This window comes from Saccharothrix coeruleofusca, assembly GCF_014648515.1.
Taxonomy (GTDB): Bacteria; Actinomycetota; Actinomycetes; order Mycobacteriales; family Pseudonocardiaceae; genus Actinosynnema; species Actinosynnema coeruleofuscum.
Map to the genome: position 1 here is coordinate 547,858 of NZ_BMRG01000001.1, position 16,879 is coordinate 564,736.

Sequence of the window (16,879 nt, forward strand, 5' to 3'; positions counted from 1 at the left end):
GGTCAGGCGTCCTGCAGCTCGCGCGACGCGGGCGCGGGCTCGACCCGCCCCGAGCGCGCGACGATCGCCACCGCGTACAGCGGCCTGCGCTGCACCTCGACGTAGGTGCGGCCGATGTAGCTGCCCAGCACCCCCAGCATGATCAGCTGGATGCCGCCGAGCAGGAACATCGCGACGGTCACGAACGCCCAGCCGGGCACCGCGCTCTCCGGGCTGAACAGCCGCACGCCCAGCACGTAGAGCACGCCCAGGAAGCTCAGCAGGGAGATCGCGTAACCCATCCGGCTGATCAGGCGCAGCGGGGTGACCGAGAAGCCGAGCATCCCGTCCGCGGCGAACTTGAGCATCTTGCGCAGCGGGTAGCCGGTCTCCCCCGCGTGCCGCGCGTCGCGGTCGAACTGCACCGCCTCCTGGCGGAAGCCCACGTAGCTGACCAGGCCGCGCAGGAACCGGTGCTGCTCGCGGTACTTCGCCAGCTCGGCGACGACCTTGCGGTCCAGCAGCCGGAAGTCGCCGGTGTTGCGCGGGATGTCGATCGAGGACAGCTTCTCCAGCGTGCGGTAGAAGGCGTTCGCGGTGACCTTCTTGAACAGCGTGTCCTTGCGGGTGCGCCGCAAGGCGTTCGCGGTGACCTTCTTGAACAGCGTGTCCTTGCGGGTGCGCCGCTGCGCGTAGACCACGTCCACGCCCTGCTCCCAGCGCTCGATCAGCTCCAGGCTGACCCGCGGCGGGTCCTGCATGTCGGCGTCCATGATGATCACCGCGTCGGCGTCGGAGGCCGCGTCCAGGCCCGCGGTCACCGCGATCTGGTGGCCGAAGTTGCGGGACAGGCTGATCACCGTGGCGCGCTGGTCGCGCTCGCGCAGCTCCAGCAGCTTGTCCAGCGAGGCGTCCCGGCTGCCGTCGTTGACGTAGATGAACTCCAGGTCATAACGGGCCTGGAGCGGTGTGGTCACCTCGTCGATCGTCTTGTGCAGCAGGTCGATGTTGTCCTGCTCGTTGTAGATCGGGAAGATGTAAGTGATCTTCCGCCGCGCGGTCGGAGCACCGTCCATTGCTTTCCCTCACCTGGTGTTGACGACCGAGAACACGACGCGTCCCGGGATGTTCATGGTGATGTTCCCACTCGCCAGCTCCGTCCCGCCGAGCACGAGCGACTCGTCACCCGGTGAGGACATCAGCAGCGGCGCTTCCGCGTGCGAGAGCGGCAGGCGGTGCGGTTCGCCGTCCACGGTGATCCAGAACTCGCCCGAGCGGAACGCCAGCGACTTCAGCTTGTCCAAAGCGCCCTGCTCCGGGTACACCCGCGCGATGACGATGCCCTTGTCCGAGGTGGGCACCGGCACCTGCTCGAAGCGGTCCGCGGTCACCTCGCCGAGCGGGGTCTCCTCGCCGCAGCGGTTCTCGGTGCGGCGCAGCAGCTGCCACCGCGGGTCGCTGTCGACCAGCTCGTAGCGGCACGCCTGGGCGAGGTTGGTGCGCGGCGAGTCCCACAGCGGGAACCGGCCGTCGAGGGTGATGCGGGTGTTCTCGCGGACGATGAACTCCGGACCGGTCGCGTCGTCGGCGACCCACTCCTCGTTCATCTCGTCCAGCAGCTCGGTGTAGGCGCCGTAGTCCAGCAGCGTGGGCAGGATGGCCGTGGTGTTCATCCCGTAGGTCCAGGCCAGCGCGTAGTCGAACGGAGCGGTGCGCACCGTGCTGTCACCGATGCGGTCGACGAACCGCTGCGGCAGCGAGATGCGCCGCTTGAGGTCCGCGCGAGCCTCCTCGACGACCTGGTCGCGCTGGCTGCCCGAGGCGACCACGGTCAGGCCCTGGCCGAACATCTGCAGCGACTTGGCCGGGTCCACCGCGTACAGCCCGCCGCCGAAGCTGAACGCCTGCGCCAGCAGCGAGATCACCGCCGCGCACACCAGCACCGCGCTGCGCTTGAGCGCGGCCAGCACCAGGCCCACGCCCACCGCGACGGAGAAGAACTGCGCCGAGTGCGAGTCGTGCCGCACGAAACCCTGCTTGAGCAGCAGGAACGAGCCCAGCGCCACACCCAGGTACAGCAGCCAGCGGCGGCGGCCGCCACCCGTGGTGACCAGGCCGAACACCAGCAGCAGGATCAGCGGGACGGCGATCAGGTACTCCCACGCCTTGCCCGGCTGCTCCAGGCCCATCGACTGGGCGTGGCCGCTGCCCACCGACAGCGCGCGGATGACGTACTCGACGACCTGCAGCGGCGGCTGGCCGGCGGCGATCCACAGCAGCACCAGCGCGGCGATGCCGCTGATCGCGTACTCCAGGAACGGCCGCAGCACCTTGCCGTGCTTGGCCAGCACCGCGCCCAGGATCACCGGGCCGCACATCAGGCCCACCGAGAACTTGGTCAGCAGCATCGCCGCGACCAGCACGCCCATCGCGATCGGGTAGGACCGCTGCGCCCAGCGCGGCAGCTCGTCGCGGGCGTAGAAGATCGACAGCACCACGACGAAGGCGAACGTGGTGGTGATGACCGCGGTCAGCGGCACGATGCTGGAGCTCAGCGCCATCACGCCGACCACGCCCCAGGCGGCGGGCGCGCCGAGGTGGCGGCGCAGCGCCTGGTAGATCGCCGCGGTGCAGGCCGTGGCCAGCACGAACCACAGCAGGTAGCCCACCAGGACCTCGCCCCGGTGGATCACCGAGGGGATGGCCAGGAAGTACAGCGGCCCGTAGGTGGTGGACACCCGGTCGCCGAAGCTCAGGTCGAACTGCCTGGCCAGCGCGATGAGCAGGCCGTAGTCGTAGTCGCCCTTGGGCTGGTTGGGCGCGAACGCGGGCATGTTCCAGAACACGACGGTCAGCAGCGCGCTGAACGCCAGCACCGACCTCGACGGAGCCGCCACCGCCAGCGCCCACGCGCGCAGCCGGTCGGCCCGGCCCGCGCCGCCGCCCACCACGGGCTCGTCCACGAGCGCGGACCGGTCGATCTCAGACGAGGTTGACACCCAATATCTCCTAGAACACCCGCAGCTCAGGGTGGACACGGCACACCGGCACCGGTGGCGTTTCGGGCGAATTGTAGAGAGCGGCTGTGATGATCCGTTCACCCCCCTGGGTCATCCGGATCAGAACCAGCGCTCCAGCACCTGCGCCACGCCGTCCTCGGCGTTGCTCCCCGTGACCTCATCCGCGGCGGCCAACGCGTCCGGGTGAGCGTTGGCCATGGCGACGCCGTGCCCCGCCCAGCGCAGCACCGGCACGTCGTTGGGCATGTCGCCGAACACGATCACCTCCTCGGGGCGCACGCCCAGCCCGCGCGCCACCTCCGCCAGGCCGCTGGCCTTCGTCACGCCCGCCGCGCTGAACTCCAGCAGGCCCTCGTTGGTGGAGTAGGTCATCGCCACGCGGTCCCGCAGCAGCTGCCCCGCGGCGGCGGCCATCTCCTCGCTGGTCATCCGAGAGTGCCTGACCAGGAGCTTGACCGCAGGGTGACCGAGCACGTCCGCCCGACCCGCGCCCGGCGACGGCTGCGCGCCCTCCTCCCACGGGTGCACGTAGGCGTCCTCGGCGACGAAGTCGGCGACCCCGCTGGACCGCGCGGACTCCCCCACCCGCTCGGCGGCCATCGCGCAACCGGGCAGCGCCTGGTCCAGCAGCCGGGCCAGGTCCCGCAGCGTCACCGGGTCCAGCGCCCACTGCTTCTTCACCTGATCGGCGCCGATGTCGTAGATCACCGCGCCGTTCGAGCACACCGCGTAGCCGGACGCGCCGGTCGCGTCGGCCACGTCCAGCACCCAGCGCGGCGGGCGGCCGGTGGCCAGCACGAACGGGGTTCCGCTGGCCAGCACCCGACCGACCAGGTCAGCGGTGCGCGGGCTGACGCGCCCGAGCGGGTTGAGGAGCGTTCCATCGACATCCGAGGCCACCAGGGCAGGTCTCTGCACCTCTCCATGGTGCACGGGCCGCTCACGCTTTCGGATACCGTCCGGTCGTGCGCACAGGCATCGTGATCTTGCCCGAACACCGGTGGTGGATCGCCGAACCCAAGTGGCGGGCCGCCGAGCAGTACGGGTTCCACCACGCCTGGACCTACGACCACATCGGCTGGCGGAGCCTGGTGGACGGACCGTGGTTCAGCGCGATTCCCACGCTCAGCGCGGCTGCCGGGGTCACCTCGAAGATCAGGCTGGGCACCCTGGTGGCCACGCCGAACTTCCGGCACCCGGTGCCGTTCGCGCGGGAGCTGATGGCGTTGGACGACCTGTCCGACGGCCGCCTCACCATCGGTCTCGGCGCGGGCGGTATGGGATACGACACCACCGTGATGGGTGACACCCTGCTCGCGCCCCCGGCGCGCGCGGCCCGGTTCGCCGAGTTCGTCGACGTGCTGGACCGGCTGCTCACCCAGGAGCGCACCACCTTCCACGGGCAGCACTACGAGGTCGTCGAGGCGCGCAGCGCGCCGGGCTGCGTGCAGCGGCCCCGGCTGCCGTTCCTGGTCGCCGCGAACGGCCCCAAGGCGATGCGGGTGGCCGCCCGGTACGGCACCGGTTGGGTGACCACCGGACCGGAGACCGAGGACGTCGAGGACTGGTGGCGCGGCGTGGCGGCGATGGCGGCCCGGTTCCGGGACACCCTGGACGCCATCGGCCGCGCCAAGGAGACCGTCGACTGGTACCTCAACGCCGACTCCGCCCCGGTGTACTCGCTGACCAGCGTCGAGTGCTTCCGCGACGTCGTGGGCCGGGCGGGTGAGCTGGGGTTCACCGACCTGCTGGCGCACTGGCCCCGCGAGAGCGGCGTCTACGCGGGCAGCGAGGCCGTGCTGGAAGCCGTCGTCACCGAGGTGCTGCCGGAGCTGGTCCGCCAGTAGCGTGACCCGCGTGCGGCGCATCGTGGTGATCGGCGGCGGGATCGTCGGGCTGGCGACGGCCCGCGAGTTGGCGCGGCGCGGCGACGAGGTCGTCGTGCTGGAGAAGGAGCCGCGCTGGGCGGCCCACCAGACCGGCCACAACAGCAACGTGGTGCACGCCGGGCTGTACTACAAGCCGGGGTCGCTGAAGGCGCGGCTGTCCGTGGCCGGGAACCGGTCCATGGTCGCCTACGCCCGTGCGCAGGGCGTTCCCGTGGACGTGTGCGGCAAGCTGGTGGTCGCCACCACGTCGCGGGAGATCCCCCGGCTGCACGCGCTGGCGGCGCGCGCGGCGGAGAACGGGGTGCCCGCGCGGCTGATCACCGCCGAGGAGGCCCGCGAGCACGAGCCCGAGGTGGCGTGCGTGGCGGCGCTGCGGGTGGAGAGCACGGCGGTGGTCGACTTCCCGGCCGTGTGCGCGGCGCTGGTCCGCGAGCTCTCCGGCGCCGACCTGCGGCTGAGCACCCCCGCGCTGGCCGTCCGGGGCCGGGGCGGCAAGGTCGAGGTGGCCACCCCCGGCGGCGTGGTGCGGGCCGACGCCCTGGTCAACTGCGCTGGCCTGCACAGCGACCGGGTGGCGCGGATGGCCGGGCTGACGCCCGCCGCGCGCATCGTCCCGTTCCGCGGCGAGTACTACGAACTGCGCCGCCCCGACCTGGTGCGCGGCCTGATCTACCCGGTGCCCGACCCGACCCTGCCGTTCCTGGGCGTGCACCTGACCCGGATGCTCGACGGCAGCGTGCACGCCGGGCCCAACGCGGTGCTGGCGCTGCGCCGCGAGGGCTACCGCTGGCGCGACTTCTCCGCCTCCGACGTGGCCGAGGTGCTGCGGTTCCCCGGCACCTGGCGGCTGGCCCGCCGGTACGCCCGCACCGGTCTGGAGGAGGTGCTGCGCAGCTTCTCCCGCGAGCGCTTCGCCGCCAGCCTGGCCCGGCTGGTGCCCGCCGTGACCTCGTCCGACCTGGTGCGCGCGGGCGCGGGCGTGCGGGCGCAGGCGATGCTGCCCGACGGCTCACTGGTCGACGACTTCCTGATCCAGACCGCGCCGGGCCAGGTGCACGTCCTCAACGCACCCTCCCCCGCCGCCACCAGCGCCCTCGAAATCGCGCGCCACATCGCCACCCAGGTCTGACCGGCAAGTACCACCCGACCCCGCCGCACGGGCAATTCTCTACTACCCGACGAGGCCGGGGAAGTGCTCGCAGGCGCCGGCTAGAGCCACAGCAGGTGCAATTTCACGTTCCGGTCGTCAACGGACCGCGCGAAGGTGGCCAGGGCGCTGTCCGGGTCCTGAGCACGCGCGTGGAAGTCGCCTTCCGTGGAGAAAACTTCGGCGTGGTCGTGGAAAGCCATGCCATAGGCGGCGATCCAGCCGTCATGCCGGGTGCCGTACTCGTGGGCGATGGCGAACAGCTTCGGCGCGTCGTCCTCGGCGAGCCCTCGGAGGAAGTCCGCGAATCCGGCTTCGTCTCACAGCGGCTCCAAGTCGGTCAGCTCGGTCATGTGCTCCGCCTTTCCAGTTGGTTTCAGCTCGACAGGGCGGCGTGCTTGCCCCTGGTGAAGGCCGGGGCGTCCGGTGGTTGAGGCGTCCACAGGCGCGTCGGGAACTCGGCGCGCCTGCGCCGCGGCGTCCTGCGGAACCGCAGGAGCGGCACGGCCGCTACGGCGACGACGAAGCCGGTGATCACGCCCATCACCAGGGTCACCCAGAACTCACCGCTCACCCCGCACCTCCATCACTGCAGCCATGCGAGCTTTTGACCAGGCGAAATTAAACCTTGGCGCAGGGTTTGAACAATTACACGATTGGGCGAAGCGGTGCGCGAGTTCAGCACTGCTGCACACTGGTCGGCGCGATCACGACGGGAGCAGGAGCAAGGTGCGCGACACGAGCCCGACCATCTACAAGCAGAAGCTCGGCGAGGCTCTGGTCAAGGCCCGCGAGACGGCCGACGTGCAACGGGAAGAAGCCGCACGAACGCTGCGCTGTTCGGTCTCGAAGATCCGCACCATCGAGAAGGGCGAGGTCTCGATCCGGTCTTCGGAACTGCGTGACCTGCTGGACCTGTACGGCGTCGGTGGGGACGAACGCGCCGACATCGAACACCTCGCTGATATCGCCCGTCAGCGGCGACCGCGAACCCCTTGGGGCGGTGCCGTGCCAGACCGGCTGCGCCGGTTCTTCGACCTGGAAGAGACCGCAACCGCTATCCACGCTTACTCGCCGTGGTTGCTGCAAGGTCTGGCGCAGACCGAGCAGTACGCCCGAGCGGTCATCGGCACGAACCCCGACCTCGCCTCCGAAGACATCGACAGACTGGTCCAGGCGCGACTCGCTCGACAGGCACGGCTCAGTTCCGAGCGCCCACCCGCGATTCGCTGGGTGATCGACGAGCACGTGCTCCGGATGCCGGTGGGCGGGCGGGAGGTCATGCGCGGGCAGCTGGCGCACCTGGCGGCGATCGGCCGGAAGGGCGTCGGCGAACTGCGAGTCATCCCAACCGAAATCGGTGCGCACGCCGGATGCGGGATTCCGTTCCTGGTGTTGACGGACAACGACGGCAAGCGAGCGATCTACGTCGAGACGTTGACGGATGGCCGTTTCGTGGATGACGCTGAACGGGTGGAGCGGTACGAGAACGCCATGCGCGAGATGACCGCTGTCGCGCTGTCGCACGAGGACTCGTTGTCGCTGGTCGATACGGTGCTGTCACGACTATGACCACAACCGAGGAGCAACGATGACCGACCTGACCAGGGCGAAGTGGAGAAAATCGCGCCGGTCCACCAACAGCGGGGGCAACTGCGTCGAGGTGGCGAACACCCTCGACGCCGTGCGTGACTCCAAGAACCCGCAGGGGCCGGTACTGACGTGCGCGCCCGCCGCACTGGGCGCGTTCCTCGCCGGGGTGAAGAGCGGGCGGCTCGACTGAGGAGCACCATCGCCCGAGGTGCGCGAACGCTCAGTTCGTAGTGCCTGAGCGCTCAGCTCGGGGTGTCCGGACGCGCGACTCGCGCGTCCCGAGGGTCGAACTCCGGGTACCGGAGCGTTCGACTCGCGGTACCTGGGGGTTCGACTCGCGGGGGTGGGGGGTCAGCGGGGTTCGAGGACTTCGCGGCCGCCGAGGAAGGGGCGCAGGGCCTGCGGGACGACGACCGAGCCGTCGGCCTGCTGGTGGTTCTCCAGGATCGCCACGATCCAGCGGGTGGTGGCCAGGGTGCCGTTCAGGGTCGCCATGGTCTGCGGCTTGCCCTGCTCGTCCCGGTAGCGCACGTTGAGCCTGCGGGCCTGGAACGTGGTGCAGTTCGAGGTCGAGGTCAGCTCGCGGTAGGCCCGCTGCGAGGGCACCCACGCCTCGCAGTCGAACTTGCGCGCCGCGCTGGTGCCCAGGTCGCCCGTCGCGGTGTCGATCACCCGGTAGGGCACCTCGACCTTGGCCAGCATCTCCTCTTCCCAGGCCAGCAGCCTGGCGTGCTCGGCCTCGGCGTCCTCCGGCCGCACGTAGGAGAACATCTCGACCTTGTTGAACTGGTGCACCCGGATGATGCCGCGGGTGTCCTTGCCGTACGAGCCCGCCTCGCGGCGGTAGCACGAGGACCAGCCCGCGTAGCGGCGCTCGCCGTCGAGGATCTCGTCGGCGTGGTAGCCCGCCAGCGGCACCTCCGAGGTGCCGACCAGGTACAGGTCGTCCGCCTCCAGGCGGTAGATCTCGCTGGCGTGCGCGCCGAGGAACCCGGTGCCCGCCATGATCTCCGGCCGCACCAGGGTGGGGGTGATCATCAGCTGGAACCCGGCGGCGGTCGCCTGGGCGACCGCCATGTTCAGCAGCGCCAGCTCCAGCTGCGCGCCCACGCCGGTGAGGAAGTAGAACCGCGAGCCCGACACCTTGGCGCCGCGCTCCATGTCCAGCGCGCCCAGCCGCAGCCCGAGGTCGAGGTGGTCCAGCGGCTCGAAGTCGAACTCGCGCGGCCTGCCGACGTGCTTGACCACCACGTAGTCGTCCTCGCCGCCCACCGGGGCGTCGGGGTGCACCACGTTGGGCACGGCGCGGTGCAGCTCGGCCAGCTCGGCCTCGGCGGCGGCCTGCTCGGCCTCGGCGGCCTTGACCTCCGCGGCCAGCTCCTTGCCCTTGGCCAGCAGCGCCTCGCGCTCCTCGCCCCTGGCCCGGCCGACCTGCTTGCCGAACGCCTTCTGCTCGCCGCGCAGCGCGTCGGCCCTGGCCACGGCGGAGCGCCTGCGCTCGAAGGCGGACAGCAGCGCGTCGACCACGGTGTCGTCCTCACCGCGGGCGCGCTGCGAGGCGCGCACGGCTTCCGGGTCTTCGCGCAGTGCCTTCAGGTCAATCACGAGGGGAAAGGGTAGTCCCCGCCCCCTCGTGACCTCACCCGCATATCCCTAGGAGATGGCGACGGCCACGACCAGGCCCAGCGCCACGTGCGCGCTGGCCACCACGGCGCTGGCCGGGGCGAAGCGGTCGGACTCGATCAGCGAGCCGATGTCCAGCCGCGTCACCCACTCCAGCAGCCGCACCGCCAGCACCTGCACCACGATGCCGACCAGGCCGAAGACCAGCGCCGACAGCAGGCCCTCGTCCAGCTTGCCCGCCGAGCTGTAGATGGCGACGACCACGATCAGCGCCATGCTGAACAGGCCCGCCGCGGTGACGATGACCGCGTTCGGCGCCCCAGTGCGCACCAGGGTGCTCAGCTTGCCCGGCGTGGTCCAGTCGATGGCGTAGAAGCCGAAGACCATCAGCAGCAGACCGACGACCGCGTACAGCGCGATCGCGCCGACGCCCCGGCCGATGGCCGCGCCGAAGCCGGGGTCCAACGCGAATTCGGTGATCACGAGCACTCCATTTCAGTCAACAATCCGATGCGGGACGAACGCCGCGCCGTCGTCGGTGACCAGGCCGACCGTCTCGCGGATGCCCAGGCCGGCCGCCGAGTCGCCGACCACCCACGCGCCCAGGGCGGGCCGGTAGCCGTCGAACTCGGGCAGGGGGTCGAACAGCTGGTAGACGAAGCCCTCCTTGCCGTAGACGCCGCCGGTCTGGGTCTCGTAGCCGGGCGCCACGATCTGGATGTTCGCGCCCTCCCGACCCAGTCGGGGCTTGCGCACGTACTCGGTGAGCAGGCCGGGGTCGTCCAGGTAGGCGGGCAGCAGGTTCGGGTGGCCGGGGTACATCTCCCACAGCACCGCCAGCAGCGCCTTGTTGGACAGCAGCATCTTCCACAGCGGCTCGATCCACAGCGTGCCGGGCAGGCTCTCCACCGCGTAGCGGCCGAACTGCTCGTCGACCACCCACTCCCACGGGTAGAGCTTCACCACCGTGCCCATCGGGGCCTCTTCGAGGTCGACGAACCGCTTGAGCAGGCTGTCCCAGCCGATCTCCTCGATGGCCAGCCCGACGGTGTTCATGCCCGCTTCGGCGGCGGTCTCCTGCAGGTAGGCCACGGTGACGTGGTCCTCCCCCGACGGGTCCGCCCCCGACCAGGTGAAGTGCAGCTCGGACGAGGGCAGCCGGGAGCCGATCTCGGCCCACCGCTCGACCAGCTTCTCGTGCAGCGAGTTCCACTGGTCGTCGTCCGGGTAGACGTCGGTCTTCCAGTTCCACTGCACGACCGACGCCTCCAGCAGCGACGTCGGCGTGTCGGCGTTGTACTCCAGCAGCTTGGCCGGGCCGCGGCCGTCGTAGCGCAGGTCGAAGCGGCCGTAGACGTGCGGGTCGCGGCGCTTCCAGGACTCGGCGATGGCGGGCCACAGCCACTCGGCGATGCCGAAGTCCCGGTAGCGCTCGGTCAGCACCACGTTGTCGACCGCTTCCAGGCACATGCTGTGCAGCAGTTCGACGTCCGCTTCCAGCGACAGCACGTCGCTCATCTGGAACACGTAGTGCGCCGACTCGTCCCAGTACGGGCGCGGTCCGCCGTCGGCGGCCCTGGACGGCGCGCCGAACACCAGTCCCTGCTCGGACACCGTGCGCTGCCAGTTCGGCCGGGGGGTGGAGGACTCCCGACGCACTCAGCTGCCCCCGCTCTTGCTGCCGCCGGAGACGCCGAAGCCGCCGCGCTGGACGGTCGTGCCGGACTTGGTGGTGATGGTCGCGCCCTTGGGCGCGGTGTAGCTGCCCCCGGTGACCTTCTGCCCGACCGGGGTGCTCGGGCCGCCGTAGTGGTACCGGTACGAGCTGCCGCCGATGTAGATGAACCCGCCGCTGCTGTACCCGCCGTGGCTGCGCGCGTAGTTCTCGTCGCAGTACTGGTCCTCGACGACCACGTCGTCGCGGGTGCACTGCGCCTCGACCTCGTCGGGGCTGGCCACGGCGTACCAGATGGCCACCACGCCGACCACGCCGACGGTCACACCGCCGCCGATGAGCAGGCGTTTGCGCAGCTTGGCCTTGCGCGCCTGCTCGGCCTCCAGCGCCGCCCGCTGCTGCTCCTGCTCGCGCAGCGCCTGCTCGCGGGCGCGCTGCTCGGCCAGCGTCGGCGGCCGGGGCTTGGTCACCCCGGACTCCTGCCTGCGGATCTTGCCGCGGGCAGGCTGCTGCTGCGGTGCCGGCACGTACGGGGGCGGTGTCGTGCCGCCACCGGTCTCCGGCTGGTTGTTCCCTGCGTCGTTCTCAGTCATCAGCCACTCCCGGCGGGGACGGTACAGAGCTGGGCGGCCAAACGGGTGACGAGTGTCCTAAAAGCAACACACTCCACCCGCCCGATGGGTTTCCGGTCAGGTACAGGCATCATGGAGCAGATGTCTGTGAACGCGCGGTGGTTCCGTCGAGGTGACCACATGGTCATGGTCGGCGCGTTCGTCGGCGCGCTCGCGCTGCTGGCGCTGAGCACCTTCACCTCCTGGCCGGTGGGCGGCGGTGGTGGCGGTGGCGTGCTGGGCGGGCTCGCCGAGGAACCGGTGAACCCGGCCTACGACTCCCAGGCGGGCGACTGCCTGGACTGGCAGCGCAGCGACCTGTCCGACATCACCAAGGTCGACTGCGCCGCGCAGCACCGGTTCGAGGTCAGCGGCGTGGTGGACATCGGCTCGGCGTTCGGGCCGCAGGCGCCGTTCCCCGGCGACGAGCAGTGGCAGCAGATCAGCCAGCAGCACTGCACCCAGGTCTCGCTGGACTACCTGGGCGGCAAGTTCGACCCGTTCGGCAAGTACACCGTCGGCCCGCTCAACCCCGGCGAGCGCCGCTGGTCGGAGGGCCAGCGCACGCTGCGCTGCGGCCTGCAGGTGGCGGGCCCGGCGGGCGGGCTGTTCCCCTCGTTCGGCTCGGCGCGCACCCAGGACCAGTCCGACGTCTACGACCCCGGCGTGTGCCTGGGCATCAACGGCAAGTCCGTCGGCGACCCGGTGGACTGCGCGCAGCCGCACACGTTCGAGATCGTCGGCGTGGTGAACCTGGGGCAGGCCTCCCAGGAGTTCCCCTCGCCGGAGAGGCAGGACGAGGTGATGGCGGGCGAGTGCGACCGCATCGCCGCCGAGTACAGCGGCGGGGCGGACTTCGGCGCCAAGGGCCTGATCGTGACGTGGGACACCCGTGCGGCGGAGAGCTGGGCGGTGGGCTCGAAGCTGGCCAACTGCAAGGTCGGCGCGGTGCCCGCGGCGGACGGCCTGACCGCGTGGAACGGCAGCGTCCGCAACCCCAACGCGCCGCCGCTGACCACGTCGAACCCGCCGCAGACCACGGCCGTGCAGCAGGAGGACGCCACCGGCGCGCCGCTGCACCCCGGCTCCAGCTCCGCCGAGTCCGGTTCCAGCGCGCCGCCGAGCTCGTCGTCGGTCGTGCCGACCACGTCCGCGTCCGTCGAGCCGACGGAGTGAGCTGACGTGCCGGTGGAGATGTCGCGCCAGCGGTTCGAGGAGCTGGTGGCCGAGGCGCTGGACCTGATCCCGCCGGAGTTCGCCGCGGCGATGAGCAACGTGGTGGTGCTGGTGGAGGACCGGCACCCGGAGGAGCCGTCGCTGCTCGGGCTGTACACGGGGATCGCGCTGACCAGCCGGACCAGCGACTACGGCGGGGTGCTGCCGGACCGGATCTCGATCTACCGCGAGGCGATCCTGGACGTCTGCCACGACGAGGACGACGTGGTGGACGAGGTCGCGATCACTGTCGTGCACGAGATCGCCCACCACTTCGGCATCGACGACGACCGCCTGCACGAACTCGGCTGGGGCTGAGGTCGCGGGCGAGCCGCGATCTCCCGCGTCGGCCGCTCACCCATCAGCTCGGCCTCGCCGGCGTCCCGACCTGTCAGCACGACTCCTCGACGACGAGCAGCGAGCGCCGCTCGTCGTCCCTGAACTCCCCGGCCTGGAAACCCGTGAAGTCGCCGGGGGCGCGGACCTCGGGCTCGCGCAGGTGGGGGCGCATCCGCAGGCACAGCGCGTCCCGGTCGCCCGGCGCGACCTCGGTCGGCGCGCCGGGCCCGTGGAACAGCAGGACCCGGACCTCCGGCGACCGCAGCAGGTGCTCCACGCGCTTGGCCGGGGTTCGCCGCCGCACGCCGCGCAGCCGCCACCGCGTTCCGGCGGCGTCCACCCACTCGCCGTCGCGAATCGGTGACGGCCACTCGACCGCGCCGCCGGAAGCGGTCGGCTCGGCGGCCTCGCCCTGCGGGACGGGCTGCGGGACGGGCTGCTTGCGCCGCTTGCTCACCGCGCCATCGTGCCCGCCCGACCCAGCAGGCGCTCATCGGCGGGGGTCAGGCGCCGCGGCCTTCGCGGATGCGGGCGACCCACTCGGCGGCGGCGACGAACTCGGCGTTGTCCGCGGCCGGGGCAGGACTGCCTTCGACCGCCTTGGGGTACGAGCCGAGGAAGCGGGTCCGCGGGCAGTGCCTGCGCAGGGCGGCCAGCGCGTCGCCCACCCTGGGCTCGGCCACGTGGCCGTCGAAGTCGACGTAGAACCGGTACTCGCCGAGCTTGCCCTTGGTGGGCCGGGACTCGATGCGGGTCAGGTTGATCCGCCGCAGCGCCAGCTCGGTCAGCACGTCGGACAGCACGCCCACCCGGTCCGGCGCGGTGACCACGATCGAGGTGCGGTCGCGTCCGGTCGGCCCCGGCACCACTCCCGGCGGCCGGACCAGCAGGAAGCGGGTCTTGGCGTCGCTGACGTCCGCGACGTCGGAGGCGAGCACCTCCAGCGGGTAGTGGCGCACCGCGACGGGCGCGCTCACCGCGGCGTCGTAGTCACCGCGCAGCACGGCCACCGCTGCGGCCGAGGTGGACGTGGTGGCGACGACGGCCGCGTCCGGCAGGTTGGCGGCCAGCCAGTGCCGCACCTGGGCCAGCGCGTGCGGGTGACTGGCGACGGTCCGGACCGGGCCGCCGTCGGGCCGCACGAGCACGCTGAACCGCACCGGCAGCACCGCCTCGGCCACCGCCACCAGCGGTTCGCCCTCGGCGAGGGCGTCCATGGTGGCGGGCACCGCGCCCTCCACCGAGTTCTCCACGGGCACGCACGCCCCGTCGGCCTCGCCGCGCCGGACCGCGTCCAGCGCGGCGGGCACGGTGTCGTGGGGCAGCAGCTCGGAGTCGACCTCGGAGTCCGCGGCGAAGCCGCGCGCGGCTTGCTCGGTGAACGTCCCCTGCGGTCCGAAGTACGCGATGCGCGGCAGCACCGGACCACCATACGAGCCGCACTCGTGGTGATCACCGCTGAGGCGAGGATCACCCGACGGGGAGGTGCCCGCCCCGGTTCCGCCGGGAGTGCCTTGCCTGGAATGCTTGTCCGCGTGTCCGCCGATACGGAGGGTGAGATCAGCGCTCCGGCTTCAGTTCCCCGTCTGGTGCTGTGCGCAGTGGACGAACCACTCGCACGGGCGTGGCTCGGTGTGGCCGATGGCCGCGCCGGCGTGGAGGTGCACCGCGGTTCGGTGCTCGACATCGTGGCCGAGGCGGTGGTGAGCCCGGCCAACTCATCGGGATGGATGCGCGGCGGCATAGACGCCGTGTACGCGCGAGCCTTCCCGTTCGTGGAGGACCACGTGCGCAGCGCCGTGCTGGCCCTGCACGGCGGCGAGCTGCCGGTGGGCGAGGCGCTGGTGGTGCCGACGGGCGAGCCGGAGCCGCAGTGGCTGATCAGCGCGCCGACCATGCGCACACCCGGTGAGCGGCTGCCCAGGGACACCGTGCACCCCTACCTGGCCGCGCGGGCGGTGCTGCGGCTGTGGCAGGGCGGCAGGCTGGACGACGGCCGTCCGCTGCGCCGGGCGATCCGCACGATCGCCATGCCCGGCCTGGGCACCGGGGTGGGCGGGGTGGCTCCGGAGACGTGCGCCCGCCAGGTCGCGGCGGCGTGGGACGAGGTGTTCAGCACGCTCCCCCGCCGGTAGTTGTGCACAACCTGTGGACAACATGCCCAGACTTGTGGACAACTACCTCGGGGTGAGCCATCGTTCCAGGTCGAGCTCGTCGGTGATGTGGATGCCGTAGTCCCCCACCGACGGGATCTCCGGCTTGAGCCTGCGGGCTTCGCGCACCGCGTCCGGGCGCAGCGCGGTGAGCCGGAACCCGCGCCGCTGGTAGAACCGCAGCGCGTCGAGGTTGTCGTTGGTGGTGGTGAGCCGGACGCGGGAGCAGCCGAGTTGACGGGCACGGTGCACGGCGGCCTCGACCAGCGAGGTGCCCACGCCCCGGCCCCTGCGTAACGCGTCTATCGTGACGATCTCCATGAAGCTGTCGTACGTGGTGTAGGTCAGCAGGCCGATCACCTGGTTCTGCTGCTCCACAAGGAAACCCGGCAGGCTCGCCGGGAAGAACACCTGGCCGTGTGCCACGGAGGTGTGCGCACCCCACAGCTCCAGCACCAGCCTGCCGACGACGATCCGGTCGGCCTCCTCAATCGCGCGCACGAGCATTCCTGCACTGTCTTGGGTGACCGGGTGCGGCCGGTACCGGCATTCGACCTATGGTTGATTCGTGACCATCCGCGTGCTGCTCGTGGACGACCACGAGGTGGTCCGTCGGGGCCTGCGTGAGCTGTTGGAGGACGAGGACGACATCAGCGTCGTGGCCGAGGCGGGCGGGGTGGCCGAGGCGCTGGTGCGGGCCGGGGCGTCCGAGCCGGACGTGGCCGTGGTGGACGTGCGGCTGCCCGACGGCGGCGGTGTCGAGCTGTGCCGGAGGCTGCGGGAGCTGCCCAGCCCGCCGCGGTGCCTGGTGCTGACCGCGTTCGACGACGAGGAGGCGCTGGTCGGGGCGATCACCGCGGGCGCGTCGGGCTACCTGCTCAAGCAGGTGCGCGGGCAGGACCTGGTGACCGCGGTGCGGGAGGTCGCGGCGGGCCGCTCGCTGCTGGACCCGGTGACCACCGCGCGGGTGCTGGACCGGCTGCGCAGGCCCCAGCGGGTGGACGCCCTGGACGCGCTGACCGAGCAGGAGCGGCGGGTGCTGGAGCTGATCGGCGAGGGCCTGTCCAACCGGCAGATCGCCGAGCGCCTGTTCGTGGCGGAGAAGACGGTGAAGAACCACGTCACCGCCGTGCTGTCGAAGCTGGGCATGGAGCGCCGCACGCAGGCCGCCGCCTGGGTGGCCAGGCGGGGCATCTGACCGGGGCCCGAATCCCCCGGTTCAGCCCAGGGGCACGTGCCAGGTGACGGTGGTGCCGGTGCGCGGCGACGAGGTGATCTCGCAGCCGCCGCCCGCCGCCAGCGCGCGTTCCTCCAGGTGCCGCAGGCCGCGCTTGGCCACGCCGCGCGGGATGCCGCAGCCGTCGTCGGCGACCTGGAGCACCAGCCTGTCCGCGTCGCGCTCCAGGCCGATCCGCACCCGGTGCGCGCCCGAGTGCCGCACCACGTTGGACAGCGCCTCGCGCAGCGCGGCGCGGGCGTGGTCGGCCAGCTCGGCGGGCACGTCCAGGAACTGGCCGCTGATGTCCACCTCGGGCTTGAAGCCCAGCAGCTCACCGGCCGTGCGCGCCTCGGCGTGCACCGAGTCCACCAGGTCGGTGTCGGTGGGCGCGCCGGGGTCGGCGCTGCGCAGCGCCC

Annotated in this window: 20 protein-coding genes; 8 read left to right on the plus strand and 12 right to left on the minus strand. The window is 71.5% G+C overall.

What is annotated here, in order from left to right; all coding sequences use genetic code 11:
- Window positions 1-2: 2 nt before the first annotated feature.
- The 3 genes from IEZ00_RS02860 to IEZ00_RS02870 all read right to left on the minus strand — a co-directional run bounded on the left by IEZ00_RS02860 (window position 3) and on the right by IEZ00_RS02870 (window position 3,917).
- Window positions 3-1,055 carry a glycosyltransferase family 2 protein gene (locus tag IEZ00_RS02860; RefSeq protein ID WP_189221418.1) on the minus strand — a complete coding sequence of 351 codons (1,053 nt, stop codon included), beginning with the start codon at window positions 1,053-1,055 and terminating at the stop codon, window positions 3-5.
- Window positions 1,056-1,064: 9 nt separating this feature from the next.
- Complete coding sequence (locus tag IEZ00_RS02865) at window positions 1,065-2,978, minus strand: glycosyltransferase family protein (RefSeq protein ID WP_189221419.1); 1,914 nt, start codon at window positions 2,976-2,978, stop codon at window positions 1,065-1,067.
- Window positions 2,979-3,098: 120 nt separating this feature from the next.
- On the minus strand, window positions 3,099-3,917 hold the full coding sequence (locus tag IEZ00_RS02870; protein WP_189221420.1) for an HAD family hydrolase: 819 nt from the start codon (window positions 3,915-3,917) through the stop codon (window positions 3,099-3,101).
- 47 nt (window positions 3,918-3,964) lie between these two features.
- Between IEZ00_RS02870 and IEZ00_RS02875 the strand changes: the two genes are divergently transcribed.
- Window positions 3,965-4,846 (plus strand): LLM class flavin-dependent oxidoreductase, encoded by an 882-nt coding sequence (locus IEZ00_RS02875; RefSeq protein ID WP_189221421.1) that lies wholly within the window; start codon window positions 3,965-3,967, stop codon window positions 4,844-4,846.
- Between the two features lie 10 nt (window positions 4,847-4,856).
- The gene (lhgD, locus tag IEZ00_RS02880) at window positions 4,857-6,017 is read left to right on the plus strand and encodes an L-2-hydroxyglutarate dehydrogenase (protein ID WP_189221422.1); all 1,161 of its coding nucleotides are present in this window, start codon (window positions 4,857-4,859) and stop codon (window positions 6,015-6,017) included.
- A 394-nt stretch (window positions 6,018-6,411) separates the two neighbouring features.
- Here lhgD and IEZ00_RS02885 read toward each other — a convergent pair whose 3' ends face one another.
- Complete coding sequence (locus tag IEZ00_RS02885; RefSeq protein WP_189221423.1) at window positions 6,412-6,609, minus strand: hypothetical protein; 198 nt, start codon at window positions 6,607-6,609, stop codon at window positions 6,412-6,414.
- 155 nt (window positions 6,610-6,764) lie between these two features.
- Here IEZ00_RS02885 and IEZ00_RS02890 point away from each other — a divergent pair, with 155 nt between their 5' ends.
- A complete protein-coding gene (locus tag IEZ00_RS02890; RefSeq protein WP_189221424.1) occupies window positions 6,765-7,607 on the plus strand; it encodes a helix-turn-helix domain-containing protein in 843 nt (280 codons plus the stop codon).
- A 19-nt stretch (window positions 7,608-7,626) separates the two neighbouring features.
- Window positions 7,627-7,818, plus strand: a complete 192-nt coding sequence (locus IEZ00_RS02895; protein ID WP_189221425.1) for a DUF397 domain-containing protein — start codon at window positions 7,627-7,629, stop codon at window positions 7,816-7,818.
- Between the two features lie 161 nt (window positions 7,819-7,979).
- Here IEZ00_RS02895 and serS read toward each other — a convergent pair whose 3' ends face one another.
- The 4 genes from serS to IEZ00_RS02915 are packed head-to-tail and all read right to left on the minus strand — an operon-like array spanning window position 7,980 to window position 11,519.
- Entirely contained in the window at window positions 7,980-9,233 is a 1,254-nt protein-coding gene (gene serS / locus IEZ00_RS02900; protein ID WP_189221426.1) for a serine--tRNA ligase, read from the minus strand.
- Window positions 9,234-9,281: 48 nt separating this feature from the next.
- Window positions 9,282-9,734 (minus strand): DUF350 domain-containing protein, encoded by a 453-nt coding sequence (locus tag IEZ00_RS02905; protein WP_189221427.1) that lies wholly within the window; start codon window positions 9,732-9,734, stop codon window positions 9,282-9,284.
- Between the two features lie 12 nt (window positions 9,735-9,746).
- Complete coding sequence (locus tag IEZ00_RS02910) at window positions 9,747-10,910, minus strand: glutathionylspermidine synthase family protein (protein ID WP_189221428.1); 1,164 nt, start codon at window positions 10,908-10,910, stop codon at window positions 9,747-9,749.
- The gene (locus IEZ00_RS02915) at window positions 10,911-11,519 is read right to left on the minus strand and encodes a hypothetical protein (protein ID WP_229794953.1); all 609 of its coding nucleotides are present in this window, start codon (window positions 11,517-11,519) and stop codon (window positions 10,911-10,913) included.
- A 120-nt stretch (window positions 11,520-11,639) separates the two neighbouring features.
- Between IEZ00_RS02915 and IEZ00_RS02920 the strand changes: the two genes are divergently transcribed.
- Complete coding sequence (locus IEZ00_RS02920) at window positions 11,640-12,713, plus strand: septum formation family protein (RefSeq protein WP_229794955.1); 1,074 nt, start codon at window positions 11,640-11,642, stop codon at window positions 12,711-12,713.
- A gap of 6 nt (window positions 12,714-12,719) precedes the next feature.
- Window positions 12,720-13,070, plus strand: coding sequence for a metallopeptidase family protein (locus IEZ00_RS02925; RefSeq protein WP_189221429.1), 351 nt, complete (start codon window positions 12,720-12,722; stop codon window positions 13,068-13,070).
- Between the two features lie 73 nt (window positions 13,071-13,143).
- Here the strand turns inward: IEZ00_RS02925 and IEZ00_RS02930 are convergent, their stop codons facing one another.
- Both IEZ00_RS02930 and pheA read right to left on the minus strand, forming a co-directional pair.
- Window positions 13,144-13,548, minus strand: a complete 405-nt coding sequence (locus tag IEZ00_RS02930) for a hypothetical protein (RefSeq protein ID WP_189221430.1) — start codon at window positions 13,546-13,548, stop codon at window positions 13,144-13,146.
- 46 nt (window positions 13,549-13,594) lie between these two features.
- A complete protein-coding gene (pheA, locus tag IEZ00_RS02935) occupies window positions 13,595-14,509 on the minus strand; it encodes a prephenate dehydratase (RefSeq protein WP_189221755.1) in 915 nt (304 codons plus the stop codon).
- A 105-nt stretch (window positions 14,510-14,614) separates the two neighbouring features.
- Between pheA and IEZ00_RS02940 the strand changes: the two genes are divergently transcribed.
- Entirely contained in the window at window positions 14,615-15,226 is a 612-nt protein-coding gene (locus IEZ00_RS02940; RefSeq protein WP_189221431.1) for a macro domain-containing protein, read from the plus strand.
- Between the two features lie 42 nt (window positions 15,227-15,268).
- Here IEZ00_RS02940 and IEZ00_RS02945 read toward each other — a convergent pair whose 3' ends face one another.
- Window positions 15,269-15,751: a GNAT family N-acetyltransferase gene (locus IEZ00_RS02945; RefSeq protein WP_189221432.1), complete on the minus strand. Its 483-nt coding sequence runs from the start codon at window positions 15,749-15,751 to the stop codon at window positions 15,269-15,271.
- Window positions 15,752-15,812: 61 nt separating this feature from the next.
- On the opposite strand from IEZ00_RS02945, the gene IEZ00_RS02950 reads away from it, so the two are divergent.
- A complete protein-coding gene (locus IEZ00_RS02950; RefSeq protein WP_189221433.1) occupies window positions 15,813-16,442 on the plus strand; it encodes a response regulator in 630 nt (209 codons plus the stop codon).
- Window positions 16,443-16,463: 21 nt separating this feature from the next.
- On the opposite strand, the gene IEZ00_RS36145 is transcribed toward IEZ00_RS02950, so the two are convergent.
- Window positions 16,464-16,879 (minus strand): sensor histidine kinase (locus IEZ00_RS36145; protein WP_229794956.1); only part of this gene is annotated, 416 nt, incomplete at its 5' end.

What these genes read in the sequence shown, in the direction of transcription:
- IEZ00_RS02860 (WP_189221418.1), bottom strand. Translation starts at nt 1,055, where the DNA reads ATGGACGGTGCTCCGACCGCGCGGCGGAAGATCACTTACATCTTCCCG.
- IEZ00_RS02895 (WP_189221425.1), top strand. Translation starts at nt 7,627, where the DNA reads ATGACCGACCTGACCAGGGCGAAGTGGAGAAAATCGCGCCGGTCCACC.
- IEZ00_RS02915 (WP_229794953.1), bottom strand. Translation starts at nt 11,519, where the DNA reads ATGACTGAGAACGACGCAGGGAACAACCAGCCGGAGACCGGTGGCGGC.
- IEZ00_RS02920 (WP_229794955.1), top strand. Translation starts at nt 11,640, where the DNA reads ATGTCTGTGAACGCGCGGTGGTTCCGTCGAGGTGACCACATGGTCATG.
- IEZ00_RS02940 (WP_189221431.1), top strand. Translation starts at nt 14,615, where the DNA reads ATGCTTGTCCGCGTGTCCGCCGATACGGAGGGTGAGATCAGCGCTCCG.
- IEZ00_RS02945 (WP_189221432.1), bottom strand. Translation starts at nt 15,751, where the DNA reads ATGCTCGTGCGCGCGATTGAGGAGGCCGACCGGATCGTCGTCGGCAGG.